Raw genomic sequence first — 21,581 nt, forward strand, 5'->3', positions numbered from 1 at the left:
ACAAAACAGCCCGTTTACAGAACCAGGGTACCATTTTTTGGAGATGTGGGTTCGGGGGAAGAACCTTATTCTCAAAAAAAGTTCTTCCCCAGTCTTCATTCTTTCTCTTCTCCCCTCTCCTCCTACCCCAACTTCTTCCGCGCCGTGCCGTTCTTGTAAAAGGGCAACTCCACGCGCTTGGCGGGCAGGTCGGCCTTGGGGGCCTTGACCACGAAGTCGCTCGCCTCGGCCGCGTCGGCGCGCACGTAGGCCAGGGCGATGGCGTGGCCCAGGGAGGGGGAGAACGACCCGCTGGTCACCACGCCCACGATTTCGCCGGAGGGAAGGGCCACCTTGTCGTGATGGCGGGCGCTGCGTCGTCCTTCGAGGGCCAGGGCCACCAGGCGTTCGCGCACCTGGCCCACTTTGTCCTTGCCCACGTAGTCGGCGGTCGAGGTGAGCATGGCCGCGTAGCCGGCTTCGGCCGGGGTGCGGACGGTGTCCAGGTCCTGGCCGTAGAGGGGATAGCCGATCTCCAGGCGCAGGGTGTCGCGTGCGCCAAGGCCGGCCGGGGCCACGTCCGGGTCGGCGACCAGCTTTTCCCAGAACGCCACGGCCTTGGCCATGGGCAGGTAAAACTCGTAACCCAGTTCGCCGGTATAGCCGGTGCGGCTGACCAGGACGTCTTCGCCTTCGAACGAGGCCTTGGCGCAGGAAAAGTAGCCGAGCTTGGTCCAGTCGCCGGGCAGCAGGCGCGAGAGCACGTCCAGGGAGGCCGGGCCTTGCAGGTCGATCTTGGCCACCTGGTCGGAGACGTTTTCGAAGCTCAGGGAGCCTGGCAGCCGGGCGGAGAGCAGGGCGAAGTCCGAAGCGATGCAGGCGCCGTTGACCACGAGCATGTAGTGATCCGGGCCCAGGTTGTAGATGATGAGGTCGTCTTCGACTCCGCCGTTTTCGTTGGGCAGAAAGCCATAGCGACACTTGCTCTGGCCCAGGGTGTCGAGATTGTGGGTCACGGCCTTGGCCAGGGCGTCTTTTGCTCCGGGACCTTTGAGCACGAATTCGCCCATGTGGCAGATGTCGAAGATGGCCGCTTTGGTGCGGCACTGCTGGTGTTCGACCAGAATGCCCTGGTACTGCACGGGCATCTCCCACCCGGCGAAGGGGACCATCTTGGCCCCGTGGGCCTTGTGCCAGGCGTTGAGCACGGTTGTGAGCAGGGTTTCCACGTCGCCTCCCAGGTTGGGGTTTCGGTTCCATTTCGTGAACGGGGCCAATTGGACGCCCGCCGATCCTCACGCGGTGAAGATTGGCGGGCGGTGTTACAATGTCAGGACGGCTGCGGGCTTGGGACAGTCCGTGCGGCATTTGCGGATGCTGCGGAACTCGTCGAGCAGGGAGACAAGACGTCCGTAGTTCTTTTTGATGGACTGGCCGTAGGCCGAAAGTTCCTCGTCCTTTTGGGTCACGAATTTTTTGCGCAGGTAGGAGTCGGAAAGCACCCGTTCGCCTATGGTGAGCACTTTTTCCACCAGTTCGTCGAAATAGTTGACCATTTCGAACTTGAGGTCTGAGAGGATCTCGGTAAAGGTGGAGAGGGTTTCCAGGTGGTTCAGCTTGCGCCCCCGGAAGGTGCGGCGTTGCAGGTCTTCGAGAATCTTCACCTTTCTGGCCTGCTGAATGTAGCTGTACTTGGCCCAGACTTCCTGGTGCAGGGAGCGCAGGGCGGCGAATTTTTCGTAGTTGTCCGGCGAGAGCAGGTAGTTGTCGAGCACCTTGACCACATTGGCGTAAAAGTCTTCCGAATAGCTGATGATGCGGCGCTGATGCTTGCTCAGCCAGGAGTGCAGGAACTTGAGCCGTTTTTCGTCGGTGTCCGACCCCTCCACGATTTCATGGCGTTTGTAGACGATGCGCCCGTGATATTCGCCGCGCACGATGTCGTTCAAACGCAGAAACATGGTGTAGGAGTCCTTGATGACGTTGACTCCGGTCAGGGACTCGCCGGTTATGGGATGGATGACCTCCTGCCTGGCCACGGAAAGGGCGCGGTCCTGGCGGACGTTGTCCGGGTCGTACTTGTGCTGCTGGTAGATGACCCGCAAAATTACCACCCGCCGTTCGGGATCGATGAAGTACCCGCCCTCGGAGAGGGTTTTCACCGCGTCCTTGAAGTGTTCGCGCACGCTGACCAGGGCGATTTTTTCCACCTTGGGGAAGAATTTCGCCTCCGGGCAGGTGAAAAGCGACGTGATGGTGCGGTCCGACTGACCCAGAACCCGGACCAGGAACCGCTCGCCCAGCCGGTGCAGACGCCTGGCGAAGAGCGCGGCCGAGGTGCGCCGCTCGGACACGATGGGAAACCCGTGCAGCTCCATGAGAAACTGGTACACGAAAAGCCGGTTGCGTTCGTAGAGGTCGTCGTCGCCCACGCTGAATTTGCCCATCCGCAGCCCGAACCGCTTGAGTTCGGTGTCCAGGTCCGATGGAAACGAGCAGTAGACCCCGACCAGATTGAAACAGCCGCGCGAATTGAGCGCCAGCACGTGGGCCCGCTCCATGTGCAGGAGCGTGGGCAGAAGCGTGGTGTAGTGGCCGAGATTGGTGATGTCCTTCCCGGAAAGCTCCTGGCGCAGTTGCTCCTGGGCGAATTTGGGAATGCGCGAAACCAGGGTTTGAAGGGAGGCTTCCTGAATCTTTCCGGCTTCTTCCTCTTCCCTGCTCTCGTCGGGGGAGTGCAGGGCGTCGTACTGGAAGACTTCCTGGAAATAGGAAAGGGGCCGCTCCAGGGCCACCATGGAAAAACCGGGCAGATCCTTGTATTCGAAAAGGTCGACGTCGAAGCTGGGCAGCAGCTCGCGCGGTTCGACCAGAGGGTAGTCCTGGGTTTCGAAATAGGGGCCGAGCAGGGCGTACTTGACGTGAGCCAGGTCGAGAAAGGCCTTGAGCGAGGCCAAGTCGGCCGGTCTGGATGTCGCACCTCTGGTGACGGACGCTTTGGCGGCCGGGGCGCGGGAAAAGGCTTTTTTCCAGTTGAAGGCCATGGTGATCCCGCCGTATGGTTGACGGACCGCGAAGACCGGCCGAAGCGGCTTTGCAAAGCGGCCCGATTGGGCTAACTCGACGCCAGGAACTTCGGGTCATGCGAAAGCCGACCGAATCGAAAGACTGTCATTACAATCGCATTCTCGCCTCGCTGTCAAGGCCGCGCGATCTGCCGGACCGAAACGGCGAAGTGCGCATAACGGAGAGTTTCATGTCGGACACCTGCAAGCGTCAACCACACGACGACACCGGCTGCCCATGCACCTATGCCGGCTGTCCCCGTCATGGCGACTGCCGAGCGTGTGTGAAATACCATCGGGAAAAGGGCCAACTCACTGCCTGTTTCTTCACCCCGGAAGAGGAACGCACCTACAACAGGTCCATCGCCTACTTCATAGCCTGCCGGAACGGCTCGGCATGAGCGCACAACAACTGCTCGATCGGGTGCTCACCCTGGTGTGCAACACGTTCGACAGCTATTCGGCGGTGTTGTTCCTGCCCGGTCCGGAAAGCGAGGGCGTGCGCCTTGTCGCCGGGTTCAGCCTGGGCCAGCTTGCGCCGGTGGGGACCTCGCTCGTGCCCGGGCAAGGGCTGGCAGGATTCATCCTGCGCGAGCAAAAGCCCCTGCTGGTGAGCAACGTGGACCAGCGTCGCAGCGGAACCGGATACTACCCGAAAGGTCAGGGCACGGACATCAAGGCGTTTCTGGGCGTGCCCCTGCCGGACATACCCGGCGTGCTGTGCGTCGACTCGAAAAAAGCCTACGGATTCACGGAAAAAGACCAGAAAATCCTGTCGGAGTTCGCCCAACTGGCCGCCGAACTGCACAAGGCCTTCAGCGGACTGGACGCCTGCCGGGACGAACTGCGCATAAGCCCCTGCCTGCGCCAGCTCACCCTGCTGCCCAGACTTCATCCCAAGTGGAAGACCTACCTCGCGAAATTGCTGGAGCTTTGCGTTGAAGCCACGGGCTTCGAAACCGCCTTTCTGGCCGTGCTCGGCGCGGGATCGCGCTCCTTTTTGGTGGAGGGCGCGGCGGGTCCGCTCTTGTCGCAGGGGCAGGGCAAGGGGAACACGTACCCGGTGTCCGGGGGCATGATCGGATGGGTGCTCAAACACGGCTCCCAGGCCCTTTCCTCCGACTCCACCTCCGGGGCCAGGCTTTTCGGCGCGCAGGTGAATTCGCCGGCGTTCGAAAGCGTGATCTGCCAGCCTGTGTCCTTTTCCCGACGCACGCGGGCCGTGTTGGTGCTGGCCAGCCAGAATCCGCAGCCCCAGGGAGAGACCGTGAAGGACTTCGCGCGCACCGTGGCCGACCAATTGGCCCTTTTCCTGGAAAACCTGCACCTCAAGGCCAGACTCTCCAACCGGGCATAGACTTTTTGCCTGGGGGCATCTATGAACCATGCCTGGTTTGCGTCCCCCACCTTTTAACCGATATCGCGGGTCACGCATGTTCTTCGACAAATTCTTCAGTTTCCTGGGCAAGGATTTGGCCATGGACCTGGGAACGGCCAATACCCTGCTCTATACGCCCTCCGAAGGCATCGTGCTGAACGAACCCTCGGTGGTGGCCATAGAAACCAGAACCGGCAATCTGGTCGCCGTGGGCAAGGAGGCCAAGGAGTTCCTCGGCCGCACCCCCGAGCGCATCCGGGCCATCAGACCCATGAAAGACGGCGTCATCGCGGACTTCGAAGTCACCAAGGAGATGATCGCCTATTTCATTCGCAAGGTGGTCACGGGGTTTCGCCTGGCCAAGCCGCGCATCAACATCTGCGTGCCCTCGGGCATCACCCAGGTGGAAAAGCGCGCCGTGCTCGAAAGCGCGCACCAGGCCGGCGCGCGCCACGTGCGCCTGGTGGAGGAGCCCATGGCCGCCGCCATCGGCGCGGGCCTGCCCATTGAGGAGCCCGTGGGCAACATGGTGGTGGACATCGGCGGCGGCACCACCGAAGTGGCGGTGATCTCGCTTTCGGCCATCGCCTATTCCGAATCGGTGCGCGTGGCCGGCGACGAACTCAACGAGGCCATCCAGCGCTACGTTCAAGAGGAATTCAAACTGCTCATCGGCGAAAACATGGCCGAGCAGATCAAGTTGCGTCTCGGTTCCGCCTGCCCCCTGCCCGAGCCCCTCACCATGGAGGTTGCGGGCAAGAACATGGTGGCCGGCACTCCGGCCACGGTGGAAATCACCGATTCCCACATCCGCGAGGCCATCAAGGACCCGGTGGCCACCATTGTGCAGGCCGTGCGCACGGCCCTGGAAAAGACCCCGCCCGAACTCGTGACCGACATCGCGTCCAGAGGCCTTTTGCTGGCCGGAGGCGGATCGCTCCTGCGCGGGCTCGATCAACTGGTGGCCCAGGAGACCGAGTTGCACGTCATGCTCGACGACGATCCTCTCACCACCGTGGTGCGCGGCACGGGCAAGACCCTGGAGCACGCCAGGCACTACCGCCAGGTGTTCATCAACTAGTTTCGACGCGACGGCAAAGCGCGCCAGGTCGTTCGGGCCGCTTCGGACACGTCGCCCGGGCGACCCCGTGACCCCGCGACGCGTCGCCTCCGCGCCTGGCGACGTCAAGGCCGATTCGCGACCCCGAACAAGGACGCCATGGACGCATCCACCCTGTCCCCGCTTTTGCCCAAGGCCCTCCAGGCCGTGCGGCAAGCCGGGGAAATCATCAAAGACCACTGGGACCGGCCCCGGGACATTCGCCGCAAGGGCCGCATCGACCTGGTGACCCAGACCGATCTCGCCGTGGAACGGGCCCTCATCGACAGCCTCGCCCCGCTGGTCCCGGAGGCGACCTTCCTGGCCGAAGAATCGGCCACCAAGCTGGAGCCCGGCCGCCTCACCTGGATCATCGACCCTCTGGACGGCACCACCAACTTCGCCCACCATGTGCCCTTCGTGGCCAGCTCCGTGGCCCTGTGGTGTGAAGGACGCACCGTGCTCGGAATCGTGAACGCGCCGATCCTGGGCGAGACGTTCTGGGCCGTGGAAGGCGCCGGGGCCTTCATGAACCACCAGCCCATGCGCGTTTCGGAAGTGGACAACCTGGAGGACTCCCTGGTGGCCACGGGGTTTCCCTATTCCGTGCGCGAGGACATCCGACCCATCATGGAGGATTTCGAGTCCGTGGTCATGAGCACCCAGGGCGTCAGGCGTCCGGGAGCCGCGGCCGTGGACTTGGCCTACGTGGCCTCGGGCCGGTTCGACGCGTTTTACGAGATGCGTCTCAAGCCCTGGGACACGGCCGCCGGATGGCTGCTCGTGCGCGAGGCCGGGGGCAGAGTGAGTTCATTCGACCCGAACGTTCCCTACGCCTTGGGCTCCCCGACGATCCTGGCTTCCAACGGGCTGCTGCACGAGGCCGTGGGAGGTCTTTTGCGGAGATGAACAGGGTGCGCCCACGCGGAAAGAACCTTCGCCGCCTTGGCGGCGGACCCAAGACAACGGGCTGACGGCAACAGACCGGAACCGCATGGAACACGGTGGGCGCGTCTCAGTCCTGACGCCGACTTTTGCGCTCCAGAACCCCGCTTTCCAGGAGATGAACCAGGGTCGGGGTCAGAAGCTCGCGGAAGCCTTCGGCCAGGGCGGAAAGTTCCTCCAGCGAGACGAACATCAGGCGGGAGGAATGGAACTGCGCCGAACCGGAGGACAACGCGTGGCGAAAGACGCTCACGGCCTCGAACCCCGTGCCCTCGCAAGGGGCCAGTTCCTCCTGATGGACCAGGGCTCCGACCCCGCCGGGGCTGACCTGGGACAGGGCCACCCGCGCCGCCTCTTCCCTGGACTGGCCCGGGGGCAGGTGGGCGGCCGCAGGCAGGTCCCAGCGGTCGGGATAGGACTGGGCGTCGGCCGGCCGCTTGGCCAACAGAAGGCGCTCCCGGGCGTCGTGGACCAGCACCAGGGCCGAACGGTGGCGAAGCTGCTGTCTGTGGGCCTCGGCGGCGGGCAGCACGCACAAAAGGCGCCCGTCGAGGTCCACCACCTCCACCACCTCCACCAGCTCCGCCTGTTGCGGCAACGTGTCGTCAACATCGGCCACGGCGCGCTCCTTTGGTGAAAACGGCCGTGGTCATACTCCACTTGCACAGGATGCGCCATCCTTGAAAAACGCTTTTCCCCCTCCCGAATCCCTGGACAAGGACGATGTGGCCGAACTTGTGGCCCTGGAAAAACTCTGTTTTTCCGTACCCTGGTCGGCCAAGCAGTACGCCACGGTCATGGACAACGACCCCTTTCACGTGGTCGGCCTGCGTCTCCACGGCGAGCTCGCTGGCTATCTGACCTTTTTCGCAGCCGCCTGGGAAATGGAGGTCTTGAACATCGCCGTTCGCCCGGACCTGCGCCGCAGGGGAATCGGTCGCCAACTTCTCGGCCACGTCTTGCAACTTTGCCGGAGTATGGGCATGAAACGAGGGTACTTGGAGGTGCGGCGATCCAACGTGGCGGCCCGCACCCTCTACGAAGCCTTCGGTTTCGAAGAGGTGGGCCTGCGCAAACGCTATTATCCCGACAACCAGGAAGACGCCATCGTCATGCGCCTGGAACTGGGAGAGGATCCCGACAGCCCCCAGACTCCGGCCCCGGCCGCCTGAGTTCGCCGGGCCCAACGCAAACACACGCAAACCGCGCCGTTTCATTCGACGGGAAAGGAGCGTCCCCATGCCTATGCGCTTTCTGGACGAAATGGACGTGTCGGGCAAACGCCTGCTCATCCGCGTAGACTACAACGTGCCCTTGTCCGGCGGCCAGGTGGCCGACGACACGCGCATCAAGGCCAGCCTGCCCACGCTCGAACTGGCCCTTTCCAAGGGCAACAGCCTGATCCTGTGCTCCCATCTGGGCAAGGCCAAGGGCAAACCCGATCCCAAGCTGTCCCTGGCCCCGGCGGCCAAGCGGCTCGAAGAGCTTCTGGGGCGTCCGGTGATCATGGCCAAGGACTGCCTCGGTCCTGAGGTCGAAGCCCAGGCCGCCGCGCTCAAGCCCGGCGAGATCCTGATGCTCGAAAATCTGCGCTTTCACGCTGGCGAGGAAAAGGGCGACATGGAGTTCGCCAAGGCCGTGGCCAAGCTGGGCGACGTCTACGTCAACGACGCCTTCGGCACGGCCCACCGGGCCCACGCCTCGGTGACGGGGTTTCCGGCCCTGATGGGGGCTTGTTGCGGCGGTCTTCTGCTCAAAAAGGAGTGGAAATTTTTGGGCGAGACCCTGGAAAAGCCGGTCCGTCCCTTTGTGGCCGTGACCGGCGGGGCCAAGGTGTCGTCGAAGCTGGCCGTGCTCAAGCACCTTCTGGTCAAGGTGGACGCACTCATCATCGGCGGCGCCATGGCCAACACCTTCCTCAAGGCTCAGGGACTCGGCGTGGGCAAGTCGCTGGTGGAAAACGACCTGCTGGGCGAAGCCGCGGCCATTCTCGAAGAAGCCAAGAAAAAAGGCGTGACCATCGCCCTGCCCGTGGATGCCGTCTACTCGAAGGACGCCGGCAAACCCCTGGAAGAAATGGCCAAGGCCGGGACCTGTCCCGTGAACGCCGTTCCCGACGACGCCATGGTGCTCGACGTGGGGCCGGCAAGCGTGGAAGCCTTCGCCAAGGTGCTGGCTCCGGCCAAGACCGTGGTCTGGAACGGCCCCATGGGCGCTTTCGAGAACAAGGCCTTCGCGGACGGCACCATGGGCGTGGCGAAGATTCTGGCCGGCCTGGATGCCGTGACCGTTATCGGGGGCGGCGACACCGACTCGGCGGTGCATCAGTCCGGCCTGGCCGACAAGATGAGCTTCATCTCCACCGGAGGCGGGGCGTCGCTCGAATTCATGGAAGGCCGGGGCCTGCCCGCCTTTACGGCCTTGGAGGCGTGCGGAAAATGAAAAAGCTGATGGCCGCCAACTGGAAGATGTACAAGACCCGCGACGAGGCCGAAGACACGGCCAAGGCGCTGGTGAAGCTTCTGACCAAAAGTGATGGCCCGGGCCTGCCCGAGGATCGGGAAGTGCTGGTCCTGCCGCCGTTCACCGCGTTGCGCCCGGTGCGCAAGGCGTTCAAGAACGTTCCGGGGTTCTTTTTGGGAGCGCAGAATTTTTATCCGGCCGAGCAGGGGGCCTACACGGGCGAAATCTGCACGGACATGCTCCTCGACTACGGCTGCGCCTACGCCCTGGCCGGACACTCCGAACGCCGGCACATCCTTGGCGAGTCCGACGAGTTCGTGGGAAGCAAGGTGACCTTCGGCCTGGCCAAGGGACTTTCCATGATCCTGTGCGTGGGCGAAACCCTGGACGAACGCAAGGCCGGACGGCTTGAGGAAGTGGTGGGCCGCCAGATGCGCGCCGGATTGGCCGGACTGCCCGAGGGACTTGCGTCCGAGCGGCTGGTGATCGCCTACGAGCCGGTGTGGGCCATCGGCACGGGACTGACCGCCGGCCCCGAGGAAATCGTGGCCGCCCACGCCCTGGTGCGCTCCCTGCTGGTGGAGCGGCTGGGCGAAACCGGGCGCGAAATACGCATTCAATATGGCGGTTCCGTGAAGCCGGAGAACGCCGGCGACATTATTACGCTTGACAATGTCGACGGGGTCCTGGTAGGGGGCTCAAGCCTGAACGCGGAGAGCTTCTCCCGCATTGTGACGGCCTAGTTAACGCATGCCTGACGGCTTTTGGAGAAAACGGTTTTGACCACGATAATCGCCACGATACACATCATCGCCTGCGTGCTTCTTGTCGTGCTGGTGTTGTTGCAGTCCGGCAAGGAAGGCATGGGCGTGATTTTCGGCGGCGGCAGCGGTTCGGTCTTCGGCAGCACTGGCGCCGGTGGACTGCTCGTGAAAGCTACTGCAATTTTGGGTGCGATTTTTCTTGTCACATCCCTGACTTATAATTACTATGGCAGCATGGATCGCCGCGCGGCCAAGTCCGTGATGGAAGGCGCGGTCATCGAACAGAAGGCGACTCCGGCCGAGAACAAAAAGCCCGCGCCGGCCCTGTTCGAAGAGACCAAGCCGGCTCCGGCTCCCGAGGAGAAAAAGCAGTAACGACAATACCCATGCCGAAGTGGTGGAACCTGGTAGACACACCATCTTGAGGGGGTGGCGGGCGAAAGCCCATGGGGGTTCGAGTCCCCCCTTCGGCACCATTTATAAGCGGGGCTGTTTCGAAACGACAACAACCCTGCGACCAATCAAGGAAGCTGGACTGGAAACGGTCCGGCTTCTTTTTTTCGTCGACGTTGCTGTCGGGGGAGGGACAGGGCTCGGGGTTGGAGCGGGGCGGGGCGTTTTCCGTTTACGGAACCTCGCTTTGTCTCTAAGAGTCGGATCACCGCATCAGCTTGAGGAGAACGATAATGGTTGAGTACAGAGTGGGGGAGACCTTTCCGGGGGATGTTCCGACAGAGGCGGGAACGACGTTGGAACTGCGGGACCAGGGGCTGGTGCTGCTGATCCAGTGCCCGGAGGTAAGGAAAGAGGAAATAGCGGCTTTTCGTCGCCCGATAAGAAAGTATTGGCTGGTCGAAGGCGATGACAACGTGCCTCTGGCCTACTGGATTTTTCAGTTTTCGCACCCCCTGAATGAAATGGAATGCAATTTTGACGTTAAGCTGTGCAACCAGGAACGGCTCGGGAAATGGCTGGATGCGACAGACGGAATGACAAGCGTGCTGACCATCTACCTCTTGGACGGAACGCTCTTGAAGGGCATTAAAACAATCCGTTTGCAGGCGGAGTCTGTCAACATGCTCAAGGATATTATTCAGGATCAGATTGCAGCGTCCTACACCGATCGGGATATAACGGTATACTTGCAAGCGCTCATGCAGTTTAATGCGGAAGGCCTGAAAAGCATGGGGCGGATGTTCACTCCCGCCTCATAAGGAGGGAGTGCGCCATGAAAACGCTTTCCACGTGTTTGTTTTGTTGTCTCGACAGAGGGTGCGAGTGAAATCCTGTCCCGCCGTCGACAATCCCGGACCCTGCGGTCATACATGGGGCGTCCGGCATCGGCGCAGGATCATGACCGTCCTGTGGGTTGGGAAATACGCCGTCATGACGAGCCAGCTTTCCGGCTGGCTGCAAAGCGTGCCAAGTCGCGCACCGTTTTGCGGCGTCATTTCCGGCAAGGTCGTTAGCAGCCCGTTGCAAAAGGCCGTCTTGGGCTACCGTCCAGTTTGGATGACAGCAACGGGCATGATTTGGCAGCACTGATCCTGGGTAAGCAGAGGGCCACTGGGCTTGAAATTTCGGGCCAAACAACCGCAAACCAGGCACTGCCCAACCTTTCGGGGTGCCGTGGCCGGTCTTTGATCCGCATCAACAGGCCGAGATTGAACCCGGCCACGTGGAGCAAATACCGTTTCTGGACATTCTTCCGGCCCCGGACGATATCCGGGCGCGGTTGTTGTACACGGCGCGCCGGGCCGCTTCCAGCGTCTTTGGCAGCGTCGAGGTGTCGCCCTTGTCCGCTTCGTGGACTTCGACCGCCACCACCGCGCCGCTGTCCAGGTCCATCGCGTGCTCGGGCTTGTGCGCCAAGTGCGTCCGGCCATCCTTCTGAGCGAGCAATGATCCGGGACCGACTCCTGGGGCGAAAGCTGAAGAAGGTCCCGGAGCGAGAGTGAATCGGCGCGCCGCCATTCGATGCCTGGCTCGCTGTCGATGCCCTCGAAATACCCCACCAGGTGCATTCGAAAATACCGCCCAGGCGGAATCGAGGGACGACCTTTGGCTGAGGAGAACGGCTTGCACAGCTTCTTGGCGAAGGCGTCAAAGCCGGATTAGCGCAAAATCTGCTGAAGACGGTCGTAAAAGGCGTGACCGCGCGACCGGGGAATCTCGTCCCAGGCCAGATACATCGTCCCTTGCTGACCACCTTGACGACCAAGTCCCATCGGTCCACCTCCTACTGCATGTTGCCTGGAGTCAACGGCACTTGGCGGAGATTTTCAACACGCAGTTAGAGGACGTGACCCTAGAAGCGGCAAGTCGCGAAGCCAACGTTCTTCGATGTCGTGGACTTTGCTTACGAGTTCACCGCACCCGCTGCAACGCATTCGCCTTCGCTTGAGTGGCAAAAGTTCGATCCAGACTTCGGCTTGCGGCCCCTTCCGCCAGCCTCAAATCGTTGAACAGTCCCGGTACGATACCCTTCCCAGTCGCTCAGAAGCCGGGTAATTCCTGATCTGAATAACGGTGCCCTCCTGTATCTCTCGATTGGCCTCGTAACCATCAAGATATCGCGGGTTACTGTTGTATCAACTCACTTCCACTTCACGAAATTCTCAGAAGAACCAACTTTTCTGCTCGCGAGGAGCCACCTCGTCCTGGATCAACATGGCCAGGAACTCCACATGGGACAGCCCGTTTGGTTCGAGACATCGTCGACGCCATGATCAAAGAGCGCGTCGAGCAAAGCTGACCGGCCAAGCTTCTTTTCGCGGCTCGGAAAGGCCACGCGTCCGGCCGATGGCCCGAGGCGCATGGCTTCCCCTCTCCTCAACTTCCATAGGACAAGGGGAAGCAATATGTCAGAATGAAATTGACAACACCGATTACCTGCTGGCAGATCAAACACCTGTCTAGTAGATAGATGACACAGAGTGACGACAAATTCGATGAACAGGACATCTTATCGGTCTACGGGGGCACGTTCGACATCGGCCAGAATCCCCTTGCAGCTGGCGTTTCCCGCCCTGTCGCCGGACCGGTTGCGCCAGGAGAAGATGACGGCCTTGCTGTCCGGGAGCTCCCCCCCCCCCCCCGGCCCGTGCGTCCGACTCGGAAACCAGAGCGTCATGAGCCCAGCCCTGAAGAAATCCAAACCCTGGATCGGTCCGAACGGCGGCATGATCGGACTGGGCATCAAGACAGCCGGCGATTGGTGCCACAGCTTTCGCCAAAAGTCCCGCAGACCAGCAGTCACAGCGAGCGGTGAAAGGCGTAAGCTGAAGTGAGACGGTTATAACCTGACAGTTCCGCCCCTTGAACGAGGTGGTGGCCATGCCGACCCTGGCTTTGGTAGCGATGGAGTTGCGAAGCTTCATCAACCCGAACCGAGGAGATCGTCATGACCACCGAGAAGACGGTAGCACGAAGGAAGTTGAGCCTGCTAGAGCTGGCCACCGAGTTGGGCAATGTGAGCAAAGCCTGCAAGATCATGGGATATTCGCGGCAACCGTTCTACGAGATCCGGCGCAATTTCCAGACATTCGGATCAGAAGGATTGCTGGACCGCCTGCCTGGTCCGCGCGGCCCGCACCCCAACCGTGTGGACGAATCCGTGGAGTCGGCCATTCTGGACTACTGCCTGACCAACCCGACCCATGGCCCGCTTCGTGTGGCCCAGAGCCTGCTTCTTCAAGGAATCCGGGTAAGCTCTACAGGTGTCCGGGGCGTCTGGAGCCGCCACAACCTTCTGACCCGACACGAACGCTTGATGCGCCTGGAGGAAACAGTGCGTAAGCGGAGCCTGAAGCTTTCCGACGAACAGGTTCGCCTGCTGGAGCGTTTCAGCCCGGAATTCCGCGATCGGCACATTGAGGCCAACCATACCGGCGACCTGGTGGCCATGGACACGTTTCTTGTAGGGACGCTCAAAGGTGTGGGGCGGGTTTACCTGCAATCCGTCATCGACTGCCACAGCCGTTACGCCTGGGGGCGTTTGTATACCAGCAAGCTTCCGCTTACTGCTGTGCATGTGCTCAACGAGGACGTTCTGCCGTTTTTCGAGGAGCACGAAGCCAGAATCGAAACGATTCTGTCGGACAATGGCCGCGAGTTTTGCGGCAGGCCGGACAGACATCCGTATGAGTTGTTTTTGCAGCTTGAGGGAATCGAACACCGCACGACAAAGGTACGCCGACCACAAAGCAACGGTTTTGTTGAGCGTTTGCACAGGACCTTGCTTGATGAGCACTTTCGAGTTCAAGGCAGACAGGTATAGTACGAGTCCGTTGAAGAAATGCAGAAGTCGCTTGACACTTATCTTCAACATTACAACAACGAGCGCCCACACCAGGGACGAGGCATGAACGGAAGAACGCCCTACACCTCTTTCCTTGAAGGCCTTCTTAAAGAGAATCGCCCGCAAGAAGACGGAACAAACGAAGCAACCTAAAGCTCCCCAGCCAGGTCGGCTGGTGTCAGGTGATAACCGTCACTGTACATATTGATTGACTATTGATTTTCTCCACAACCATCAAAATTTTTATGATATTATATGAACGTTGCAGAGCGAAGGTAATAGCCATATAAAATTTATACTTCAACTTTATTTCCCCAGTCATTCTTTACAAGCTCATAAAGTTCGATGTCGAGACTAAGTTTATTTTTTGCTAATTCTACAACTCCTGGATCAATATCAGCAAGGGCCTTTCTTTTGGTTGTAATGTTTTTCCTAGTTCCAGTGTACGGGACAGGCAATTCCGCGATGAATTGCAATTCACCCAGAAACGAGTCCATTTCTTCTGTAATTCCCACAAGATCGTATTGTTTGTTCAAGTTTAAATAACATTTTTTTACCAATTCAGACTCTTTTAGATTATTTCGTTCTTCACTTGTGCAAAACATATAGACATAACTATTGGTTGCCTTATCAACAAAATCAAATAAATTTTCTTCCGACTTAGAAAACTTTGCATTCGAAAGGTTAAAGTAATACCAAGAAAATAGTTTTTCAATGGGATTCCTTAAGACAACTGCCTTTATTGTATTAGCAGGAACATGGGGCAATAAGTGTTCTGCACCATGTGAATGAATTAAAGAGTAAAGTTGTTTTTCTTCATCCGATAGAGACAAATAATAATTGACAATAGACTTATAATTTGCACGAAAAATATTTGCATTAATTGCTAACTGGTTGGAGTAGTTTTGCAATAAAAATGTAGTAACTGACGACCCCCCACATTTAAAGATATGGTTGAAAAGCAATGGTTTCTGCCTTTGGGCATTTCCATTATTGCGATAGTTGCAAAAGTTAACTAGCGTAGACAGCAACTCTTTTGCCTCTGTGATCTTCCCCTGCAATATATAAGCATCTTGTAAAAATTGGACAACATCAGCCCTATTAACAAAACGTTGTCCACATGATAACAATAACTGTTCTGCCTCTTCGGCCCTTCCAAAAGTAAGTAACATATCTGAGTATCTTTCGTACGAGGCAGGGTAGTCTGGAAACCTTGCGATGACAGATCTGAACATTTTTTCTGATTCGTCAAGTCGGTTCATTGCTTGAGAAATTGTTGCATAACCCACATATCCATCAGGGTAGTCTGGAAATTTTACAATGACAGACCTGTACATTTCCACTGCTTCGTCAAGTCGATTAATTGTGCGAAAAAATGCTGCACAGTCTATATATACGGCGTGGTAGTCTGGAAATTTTACAATGACAGACCTGTACATTTCTTCTGCTTCGTCAAAACGATTCATTGCCCGAGAGACCGACGCACACCCCAGATATCCAGCAGGGTTGTCTGGAAATCTTGCGACAACAGATCTGTACACCTCCTCTGCTTCGTCAAAACGATTCATCACCTGAAAGATTGATGCACACCCCTGATATCCATCAGGGTTGTCTGGAAATTTTGCAATGACACATCTGTACATCTCTTCTGATTCGTCAAGTCGATTCACTGCCTGGAAAACTGATGCACACCCCAGATATCCAGCAGGATTGTCTGGATATTTTGCAACAATAGATCTGTACACCTCCTCTGCTTCGTCAAAACGATTCATATCGGTCAATGTTTTTGCGCAACCAACATGCCCCCAAATGTCGGCTGGAAACATATAAGAGGCTTGTTTATGATAAAACAAGGCTAATTCATAATTGCTTCTTTGGCCTTCTAGCCTGCCGAGTGCATCGTAGACAAAAGGGGCATCAGAAAGTTTGTCCAAAAGATGTTTGAGCATATCTTCACATTTTTGAGATTCCTCTGCGGACAAAATATCCACAAACCAATCTGCAATAAAGGTCGAAATAGAACTGTGGGGACTTAAGCCCAACTTCCTAAGATGAAGGATTATCTCTGGATAGAAATTTGAGCAGATTAGTATACTGTCAACATTAAAACTATCTGGGTTTACACTAGAAGCTTTTAGTATTGGCGGTGATGAAGTCTTATCTTCTTTGAAGCTGTCCAAAAAGCAAACTGTTGTGACATCAGGACGGCAGATTGAAATGATTTTAAAATAGTCTTGACCGCGCTTTCCAGTTCCATAAATCGCAATATTCCCATGTGTCGGGAGTTCACTAAAATCCATGCTCATTTTTTTCATAAGTCGCCTCGACTAGTTTCTGATTTTTACAGGAAAAACAACAACTCCAGGGAACTGTATGTACGTCATTATATATTTTGACTTAGTATTTAAATGTATAAGCACTTATTTTTTTAGAGTCAAGTTGGATTGCCCTAACAACCCGTTGATTTTCACCGATTTGCGGGACAATTTCAAACGCCACGGCTCCGCCGGTGATTTCTCCCACAGCATCTTGAACTCTCATCACCAAAATTATCCACAAGTGTACCGGTCCAGGGTTTCTTGGACAGTTTCTCGTCTAATTCATGCCGCCTTGCCCATGGCCGCAAGGAGCTTCTGCCGGTACTGCTCGGGCGTCCTGTAGCCATGCCGCCCGACCCGCCAGCGAGTGTTGTATGTTTCCTTGAATGCCAGCAGTCCTTGACGCAGGTCCTCGACGGTCTGAAAGCCTCGCACCCAGAGCAGGTTTTCCTTGAGGATGCGCACGAAACGCTCGGCGATGCCGTTGCCTTGGGGCTCGCGCACATAGGACGGCGAGTCCTTGATCCCAAGGAAGGCGATCTCCCGCTGAAAATCCTCCGAGATGAATTGACTGCCGTGGTCGTGGCGTAGCGTCAGTCCGGCCGCTGCGTCCTTGTCGAACACCCCAAAGCTGCGGCGCACGCCCTGCCGGATCGGCTCCAGGGCTTCCAGCCGGGTCCCGCGCTTGGCGGCATGGATGCCGACCAACTCCAGCGAGCAGTGATCGATGGCAAAGAATATCGAGGCGTTGCCTTCCGCAAGGGTCATGGTTGTGGTCATGTCCGTGCCCCACATCTCGTCCACTCGCCCGGTTCTAATCGTGCCGGTGTGCGCCTTGGGACCGTGCGGCCTGCCAGGACGTTTGGGCGCAAGAAGGTCGTTCTCGCGCATCAGACGGAGTGTGCGCTCCTTGGAGGTCCGCACGCCTTTGTCGCGCAGCATGGCCCAGACCTTGCGGTACCCCTCGCCGGTAAACGGACTTTCCGCGAGGACGCCCTTGATCTCGCCCACCAGCTCGACGTCGGTGTGAAAACCACGAGGACCGCGACGCCTGGGCTCCGTGTCTGAGGGCTGGCGTCGCCAGTACACCGTTGAACGGGCCACGTCCCAGATGCGGCAGACCCTGGTCACGCCGAAAGGCCTGCCTGTGAAGGCGGAAGAGGTGCGGCTCACTTCCTCGACCGCCTGTGGGCCAAAGGGCGGTTTTGCTCCATGCGGACAATCTTTTCCCGCAACAGCTCGATCTCCATGGCCTGCTCGCCGATCTTGGACTGGAGCCGGTCCACCTCGACGCTCTCCCTGACCGGACGGGGTTTCAACCCGGATTCTCCGCCTTCAAGGAACATATCGCGCCACTCGCTGAGTTCCGCCGCCGTGACGCCAAGCTCGCGGCTGACGTGTTCCAGGTCCTCACCGCGAAGAAGCCTGAGAACGACCTGCGCCTTGTGCTTGGCCCAATACCGCTTCCGACCCGTCGATTCGTTGCCCATCCGACACCTCCAGGACGATCGATCCATACGTCCAAGTTGGTGTCCAAGAAAACCCTAGGGCAATCCATTGCCTTGAAAAGCGTAGCGGAGCCGCCACCACTTGGAGCCGGTAGGCCTCACCTCAAGGTGAAGGCCTCGCTCATCCGTCATTTTGTAGGGCTTGGGACCGCGCTTGGCGCTCTTGACCGCTATGCCCGTCAGGCATCCTCTCGGCATGGTAACCTCCGACCCCGGTACGGGGGAGGTGTTACCCAGGCGTAAAAACCCATTACCCGTGGAGTTGCCCAGACGCCTACCCGGCTGTCAATGGACCGAAAAAGACGAAGCTGGACTATTTCTAGCCCAGCTTCTCAATTATTTTGTGACTTTGCGGTCTTTGTTGAACCGCTCTGAATTTCTTGTGGTGGGCAGTACAGGATTCGAACCTGTGGCCTTTGGCTCCGGAGGCCAACGCTCTATCCACCTGAGCTAACTGCCCGAGCGCATTTTTGTAGGCCTTGACCCCGGCCGCTGTCAAGCGCTTTGCGAGGCGATCTTGAGCGGGCCGGGCTTTTGCGTCTTGGAACAGCAGACCATGTTGCGACCGCTCGACTTGGCCTGGTACAGGGCCTTGTCCGCCAGGCGTATCAGTTCGTCGCGCTTGCTGAGCGCTCCGGGTTGCAGGGTGGCCACCCCGATGGAGGCCGTTACCTGAAACGTCTTGCCCGCGTACTGGAAGGTTCGCATCTCGATGCGCCGACGCAGGCGCTCCGCCAGCACCCAGGCCTGGTCCTCGTTGGTCTGCGGCAGGATGACCACGAATTCCTCCCCGCCGTAGCGGGCCGCGAAATCCGTTTCCCGGCACGATTCGTCCAGGAGCGCTCCCATCTCGCCGAGCACCATGTCTCCGGCCTGATGGCCGTAGGTGTCGTTGATGGACTTGAAGTGGTCCAGGTCGAACAGCAGCAGGGAGAGTTCATGCCTATAGCGCTGGTGACGCTTGAGTTCGTCGCCCAAATGGCTGTCAAAGGATTGGCGATTGTGAATGCGCGTGAGCCCGTCGTGGTCCGCCTTGGACTTGATCTCGCGAAACATCATGGCGTTGCGCAACGCCAGGGCCAAGTGGTTGGCCGCAGCCGACAGGGAGGCCATCTGGTCCTTGCCCAGCCGCACGTCCTTGCTCTTGGCGATGGCCAGGCAGCCGATGGGGTTGCCGGCCACGCGCAGGGGCAGCAGCACCGGCGCCATGAACGACGGTCCCGGCAGGCAGGCGTCGGGGTTGTATTGACTGAGAATTTCGACGGTGTAGCCTTCTATGGGACCGCCGGCCAGACGGGTGCAGTTGGTCAACAGGTATTCCACCCAGTGTTGACGCGATTGCTGGTCCAGGCAGGGGGCCAGAAACAGCTCCGCTTCCAACTGTCCGTCCCCTCCGGGCGACCAGAACGCGGCCTGCAGGCCGGCGATGGGAAAAAGCAGATTCAGGTCTTCGCGGGCGTTGCTCAGGATGGTGGGCGGGTCGAGCGACTGGGAGGCCTTGGTCAACAGCGTGTTGAGAAAGACGATCTGGTCGGTCTTGCGCGCCAAGAGCTCGCGTTCGAGCATGATTTCGCGAGTCATCTTGAAAATGTCGTCATAGAGGCCGCGCACTTCCTTGGCGCGAAACACCGCGTCGCGGATCTTGTTGTCCGTGATGGGGGGGGTGAGCGCGGTGAGAAATCCGAGTTCAAGGATTTCCTCCACGCCGGGTCCGTCCTGCCGGTCGTCGAGCACGAGCACGCGCTGGGTCAGCTCCCAGTCGCGCAAGCTTCTGCGGGCCGTGGGGGGCAGGGCGTTCCACACGGTGAGGGTTATCCAGACCGTGAGCGGACTGGCCTTGTCCATATCGCGCTTGGAAGGCAGGGCCTCAAGGGGCCAATTGCGCAAATGGTAGCCTTGACCCAGGGCTTGGCTGATCTGGGCTTCGAGTTCCGGGGAAAGGCCCAGTCCCCACAGTGTTTCTGGCCTGCTGGAGCGTCTCATTGTGGTCCTCCGGGTGGGGGCGGTTGAGGTTTTCCGCCTCCGTCGATCACATGCAAATGTGAGACCATGTTAGAGCGTGACTGCCTGCAAAGGGCGCATTGACTTTTTCCACCCCCCCGTGTTTTGTCAAAACGTATGGAAAAATCCCGTCTTTGGGCCACGTTGGACCCCTTTTACGAATCCGGCCCCATGCTCGGTCGCATTCAGGCAAATATTCAATACCTGCGAGCCCTTCTTCACAGGGATGCCTTTGCCGCCTACCATTTCTTCTTGCCTTCCCAGGCCGCCTGCCGGTCCCAGGCCGACATTCTCGCGCGGGAGCACCCGGATCTCTGGCAACAGGGCCGGCTGGTCGTGCTGCCGCGCTGGCAACTGCCCGGCGCATTGGCTCGGAACGACTACCATGTGTTCCATCTTTCCGACTGCATGCTCAGTCCGGGGTATCTGGCCAGTGTGCGCAATGCCTGGGCCAGGCAAATCTTTCCCATTACGAGCCTGACGCACTCCCTCAGTTACGTTCGCTACACGCAAGATTTTCTCAAACATCTGCATCCTGGAATCACTTCGCGCGACGCGGTGATCGCCACCTCCAAGGCCGCGGCTTTTGCCGTGCAGGCCTTTTACGCCGGGTTGCGCCGAGGGTTTTTCCTGTCCGAGACGGATTTTCCCCAACCCCGGGTGGAGATCGTGCCCCTCGGGGTGGATCTGCACCACTTTCGCCCTCCGCAGGAGTCCGACAAGATCGACGCCAAGCAACGCCTGGGGTTGGGCCGGGAAGTGGTGTGTTTGGCGCTGGCCAGGCTCAGCCACAGTTCGAAGATGGACTTTTTGCCCCTGCTGCGAGCCTTTCAACGTCTGCTGCGGGACGCGCTCCCGCCCGAGGGGGTGCGCCTGGTGCTGGCCGGATGGAACGACGAGGACGACTGGGGACAGCGTACCCTGTCCGATTTGGCGTCCAACATCGGCCTGCCCTTGTCGATCTTCGCCAGACCCGACGAAGCGACCAAGTTGGCTCTCTACGCCGCCGCGGACGTGTTCGTCTCGCCCTCGGACAACCTGCAGGAGACCTTCGGGCTGACCTTGCTGGAAGCCCAGGCCATGGGACTTCCCGTGGTGGCGTCGGACTTCGACGGCTACCGCGATCTGGTCGCGAACGAAGAGACTGGCCTGCTCGTGCCCACGGTCGGGCCGGCCGACACTTTTTCCACCGATCTTTTGGCGCCCTTGAGTTTCGACAACCATGTCCATCTGCGCCTGGCCCAGTCTTTGGCCGTGGATGTCAAGTCTTTGGCGGAAGCCCTGGGGCGCCTGGGGAGCGATGCGGAACTTCGCCAACGCATGGGCCGGGCCGCGCGGGTCAGGGCGGAAGGCTTTGGCTGGGACTTCGTGGTGGAACGCCATCTGGCCCTGTGGCGCGCCTTGTGGCGGACCGGTCCGGGGCCTCGGCCGGCCGCGGTCGCTCATCCCCTGGGGCTGGACTACGCCAGGGTGTTCGCGGCGCATCCTTCCGGGGCTCTCGGTGACGACCTGGTGTTGACTTGGTCCCGCTATGGCCGGGCGGTGCATCGTGGGCAGGATTTTCCCATCGTGTATGCCGGACTGGAAGACCTGGTGGACCCGGACGACATGCGCGCGCTCCTCGTGCTGGCCAGACGCCCGACCCCGGCCCTGGAATTGGCCGACAGGCTCACGGCGGCCAGGCCCGGACTTACGGTCGAGCGGGCCAGGTATCTGGCGCTCTGGTGCTACAAGCACGATCTTCTGGAGCGGGCGTGAACC

20 protein-coding genes, 2 tRNA genes and 2 pseudogenes are annotated in these 21,581 nt (G+C 59.2%); 13 read left to right on the forward strand and 11 right to left on the reverse strand.

The annotated features are described in order from the left end of the window. Positions 1-122: 122 nt before the first annotated feature. Together gcvT and ACYQ01_RS00585 are read right to left on the reverse strand one after the other, a co-directional pair. On the reverse strand, positions 123-1,208 hold the full coding sequence (gene gcvT / locus ACYQ01_RS00580; protein ID WP_459931898.1) for a glycine cleavage system aminomethyltransferase GcvT: 1,086 nt from the start codon (positions 1,206-1,208) through the stop codon (positions 123-125). A 93-nt stretch (positions 1,209-1,301) separates the two neighbouring features. Beyond that, positions 1,302-3,023 (reverse strand): hypothetical protein, encoded by a 1,722-nt coding sequence (locus ACYQ01_RS00585; RefSeq protein WP_459931899.1) that lies wholly within the window; start codon positions 3,021-3,023, stop codon positions 1,302-1,304. Positions 3,024-3,121: 98 nt separating this feature from the next. Here ACYQ01_RS00585 and ACYQ01_RS00590 point away from each other — a divergent pair, with 98 nt between their 5' ends. The 4 genes from ACYQ01_RS00590 to ACYQ01_RS00605 all read left to right on the forward strand — a co-directional run bounded on the left by ACYQ01_RS00590 (position 3,122) and on the right by ACYQ01_RS00605 (position 6,430). Next, positions 3,122-3,445 carry a hypothetical protein gene (locus tag ACYQ01_RS00590; RefSeq protein WP_459931900.1) on the forward strand — a complete coding sequence of 108 codons (324 nt, stop codon included), beginning with the start codon at positions 3,122-3,124 and terminating at the stop codon, positions 3,443-3,445. Then, positions 3,442-4,401, forward strand: a complete 960-nt coding sequence (locus ACYQ01_RS00595) for a GAF domain-containing protein (protein WP_459931901.1) — start codon at positions 3,442-3,444, stop codon at positions 4,399-4,401. Before ACYQ01_RS00590 ends, ACYQ01_RS00595 begins: the two co-directional genes overlap by 4 nt. Positions 4,402-4,477: 76 nt before the next feature. Then, entirely contained in the window at positions 4,478-5,503 is a 1,026-nt protein-coding gene (gene mreB, locus ACYQ01_RS00600) for a rod shape-determining protein (RefSeq protein ID WP_459931902.1), read from the forward strand. Between the two features lie 138 nt (positions 5,504-5,641). Then, on the forward strand, positions 5,642-6,430 hold the full coding sequence (locus ACYQ01_RS00605; protein ID WP_459931903.1) for an inositol monophosphatase family protein: 789 nt from the start codon (positions 5,642-5,644) through the stop codon (positions 6,428-6,430). Between the two features lie 106 nt (positions 6,431-6,536). Here ACYQ01_RS00605 and ACYQ01_RS00610 read toward each other — a convergent pair whose 3' ends face one another. Then, the gene (locus ACYQ01_RS00610; RefSeq protein ID WP_459931904.1) at positions 6,537-7,085 is read right to left on the reverse strand and encodes an NUDIX hydrolase; all 549 of its coding nucleotides are present in this window, start codon (positions 7,083-7,085) and stop codon (positions 6,537-6,539) included. Positions 7,086-7,146: 61 nt separating this feature from the next. Here ACYQ01_RS00610 and rimI point away from each other — a divergent pair, with 61 nt between their 5' ends. The 7 genes from rimI (at position 7,147) to ACYQ01_RS00645 (ending at position 11,238) form a co-directional block, all read left to right on the forward strand. Then, positions 7,147-7,638 (forward strand): ribosomal protein S18-alanine N-acetyltransferase, encoded by a 492-nt coding sequence (gene rimI, locus ACYQ01_RS00615; RefSeq protein WP_459931905.1) that lies wholly within the window; start codon positions 7,147-7,149, stop codon positions 7,636-7,638. Between the two features lie 73 nt (positions 7,639-7,711). Continuing rightward, positions 7,712-8,908 carry a phosphoglycerate kinase gene (locus ACYQ01_RS00620; protein WP_459933871.1) on the forward strand — a complete coding sequence of 399 codons (1,197 nt, stop codon included), beginning with the start codon at positions 7,712-7,714 and terminating at the stop codon, positions 8,906-8,908. Then, positions 8,905-9,672 carry a triose-phosphate isomerase gene (gene tpiA / locus ACYQ01_RS00625; RefSeq protein ID WP_459931906.1) on the forward strand — a complete coding sequence of 256 codons (768 nt, stop codon included), beginning with the start codon at positions 8,905-8,907 and terminating at the stop codon, positions 9,670-9,672. The genes ACYQ01_RS00620 and tpiA overlap by 4 nt, the downstream gene beginning before the upstream one ends. Before the next feature lie 36 nt (positions 9,673-9,708). Continuing rightward, positions 9,709-10,068 carry a preprotein translocase subunit SecG gene (gene secG / locus ACYQ01_RS00630; RefSeq protein ID WP_459931907.1) on the forward strand — a complete coding sequence of 120 codons (360 nt, stop codon included), beginning with the start codon at positions 9,709-9,711 and terminating at the stop codon, positions 10,066-10,068. A 13-nt stretch (positions 10,069-10,081) separates the two neighbouring features. After that, a tRNA-Leu gene (locus tag ACYQ01_RS00635) sits at positions 10,082-10,169 on the forward strand. Between the two features lie 210 nt (positions 10,170-10,379). Next, the gene (locus ACYQ01_RS00640; RefSeq protein ID WP_459931908.1) at positions 10,380-10,907 is read left to right on the forward strand and encodes a hypothetical protein; all 528 of its coding nucleotides are present in this window, start codon (positions 10,380-10,382) and stop codon (positions 10,905-10,907) included. 139 nt (positions 10,908-11,046) lie between these two features. Beyond that, positions 11,047-11,238 (forward strand): hypothetical protein, encoded by a 192-nt coding sequence (locus tag ACYQ01_RS00645; RefSeq protein ID WP_459933915.1) that lies wholly within the window; start codon positions 11,047-11,049, stop codon positions 11,236-11,238. A gap of 105 nt (positions 11,239-11,343) precedes the next feature. Here ACYQ01_RS00645 and ACYQ01_RS00650 read toward each other — a convergent pair whose 3' ends face one another. Further along, positions 11,344-11,565, reverse strand: coding sequence for a hypothetical protein (locus ACYQ01_RS00650; RefSeq protein WP_459933916.1), 222 nt, complete (start codon positions 11,563-11,565; stop codon positions 11,344-11,346). 71 nt (positions 11,566-11,636) lie between these two features. After that, positions 11,637-11,780 (reverse strand): annotated as a pseudogene (locus tag ACYQ01_RS19585) (transposase); the annotation flags it as partial. 1,316 nt (positions 11,781-13,096) lie between these two features. On the opposite strand from ACYQ01_RS19585, the pseudogene ACYQ01_RS00660 reads away from it, so the two are divergent. Next, positions 13,097-14,146, forward strand: a pseudogene (locus ACYQ01_RS00660) (IS481 family transposase). A gap of 140 nt (positions 14,147-14,286) precedes the next feature. Here the strand turns inward: ACYQ01_RS00660 and ACYQ01_RS00665 are convergent. From ACYQ01_RS00665 to ACYQ01_RS00690, 6 genes are all read right to left on the reverse strand, one after another. Beyond that, positions 14,287-16,308 carry a tetratricopeptide repeat protein gene (locus tag ACYQ01_RS00665; RefSeq protein WP_459931909.1) on the reverse strand — a complete coding sequence of 674 codons (2,022 nt, stop codon included), beginning with the start codon at positions 16,306-16,308 and terminating at the stop codon, positions 14,287-14,289. Between the two features lie 285 nt (positions 16,309-16,593). After that, entirely contained in the window at positions 16,594-17,484 is an 891-nt protein-coding gene (locus tag ACYQ01_RS00670) for a transposase (RefSeq protein ID WP_459931910.1), read from the reverse strand. Then, positions 17,481-17,801: a transposase gene (locus ACYQ01_RS00675; protein WP_459931911.1), complete on the reverse strand. Its 321-nt coding sequence runs from the start codon at positions 17,799-17,801 to the stop codon at positions 17,481-17,483. Before ACYQ01_RS00675 ends, ACYQ01_RS00670 begins: the two co-directional genes overlap by 4 nt. 54 nt (positions 17,802-17,855) lie before the next feature. Next, entirely contained in the window at positions 17,856-18,017 is a 162-nt protein-coding gene (locus ACYQ01_RS00680) for an Arm DNA-binding domain-containing protein (protein ID WP_459931912.1), read from the reverse strand. A gap of 185 nt (positions 18,018-18,202) precedes the next feature. Beyond that, positions 18,203-18,279 (reverse strand) — tRNA-Arg (locus tag ACYQ01_RS00685). A gap of 35 nt (positions 18,280-18,314) precedes the next feature. Further along, a complete protein-coding gene (locus tag ACYQ01_RS00690) occupies positions 18,315-19,802 on the reverse strand; it encodes a GGDEF domain-containing protein (RefSeq protein ID WP_459931913.1) in 1,488 nt (495 codons plus the stop codon). A 135-nt stretch (positions 19,803-19,937) separates the two neighbouring features. On the opposite strand from ACYQ01_RS00690, the gene ACYQ01_RS00695 reads away from it, so the two are divergent. Then, positions 19,938-21,578, forward strand: coding sequence for a glycosyltransferase family 4 protein (locus ACYQ01_RS00695; protein WP_459931914.1), 1,641 nt, complete (start codon positions 19,938-19,940; stop codon positions 21,576-21,578). Positions 21,579-21,581 lie beyond the last annotated feature (3 nt).

The sequence above is a fragment of the Fundidesulfovibrio butyratiphilus genome, assembly GCF_054657235.1.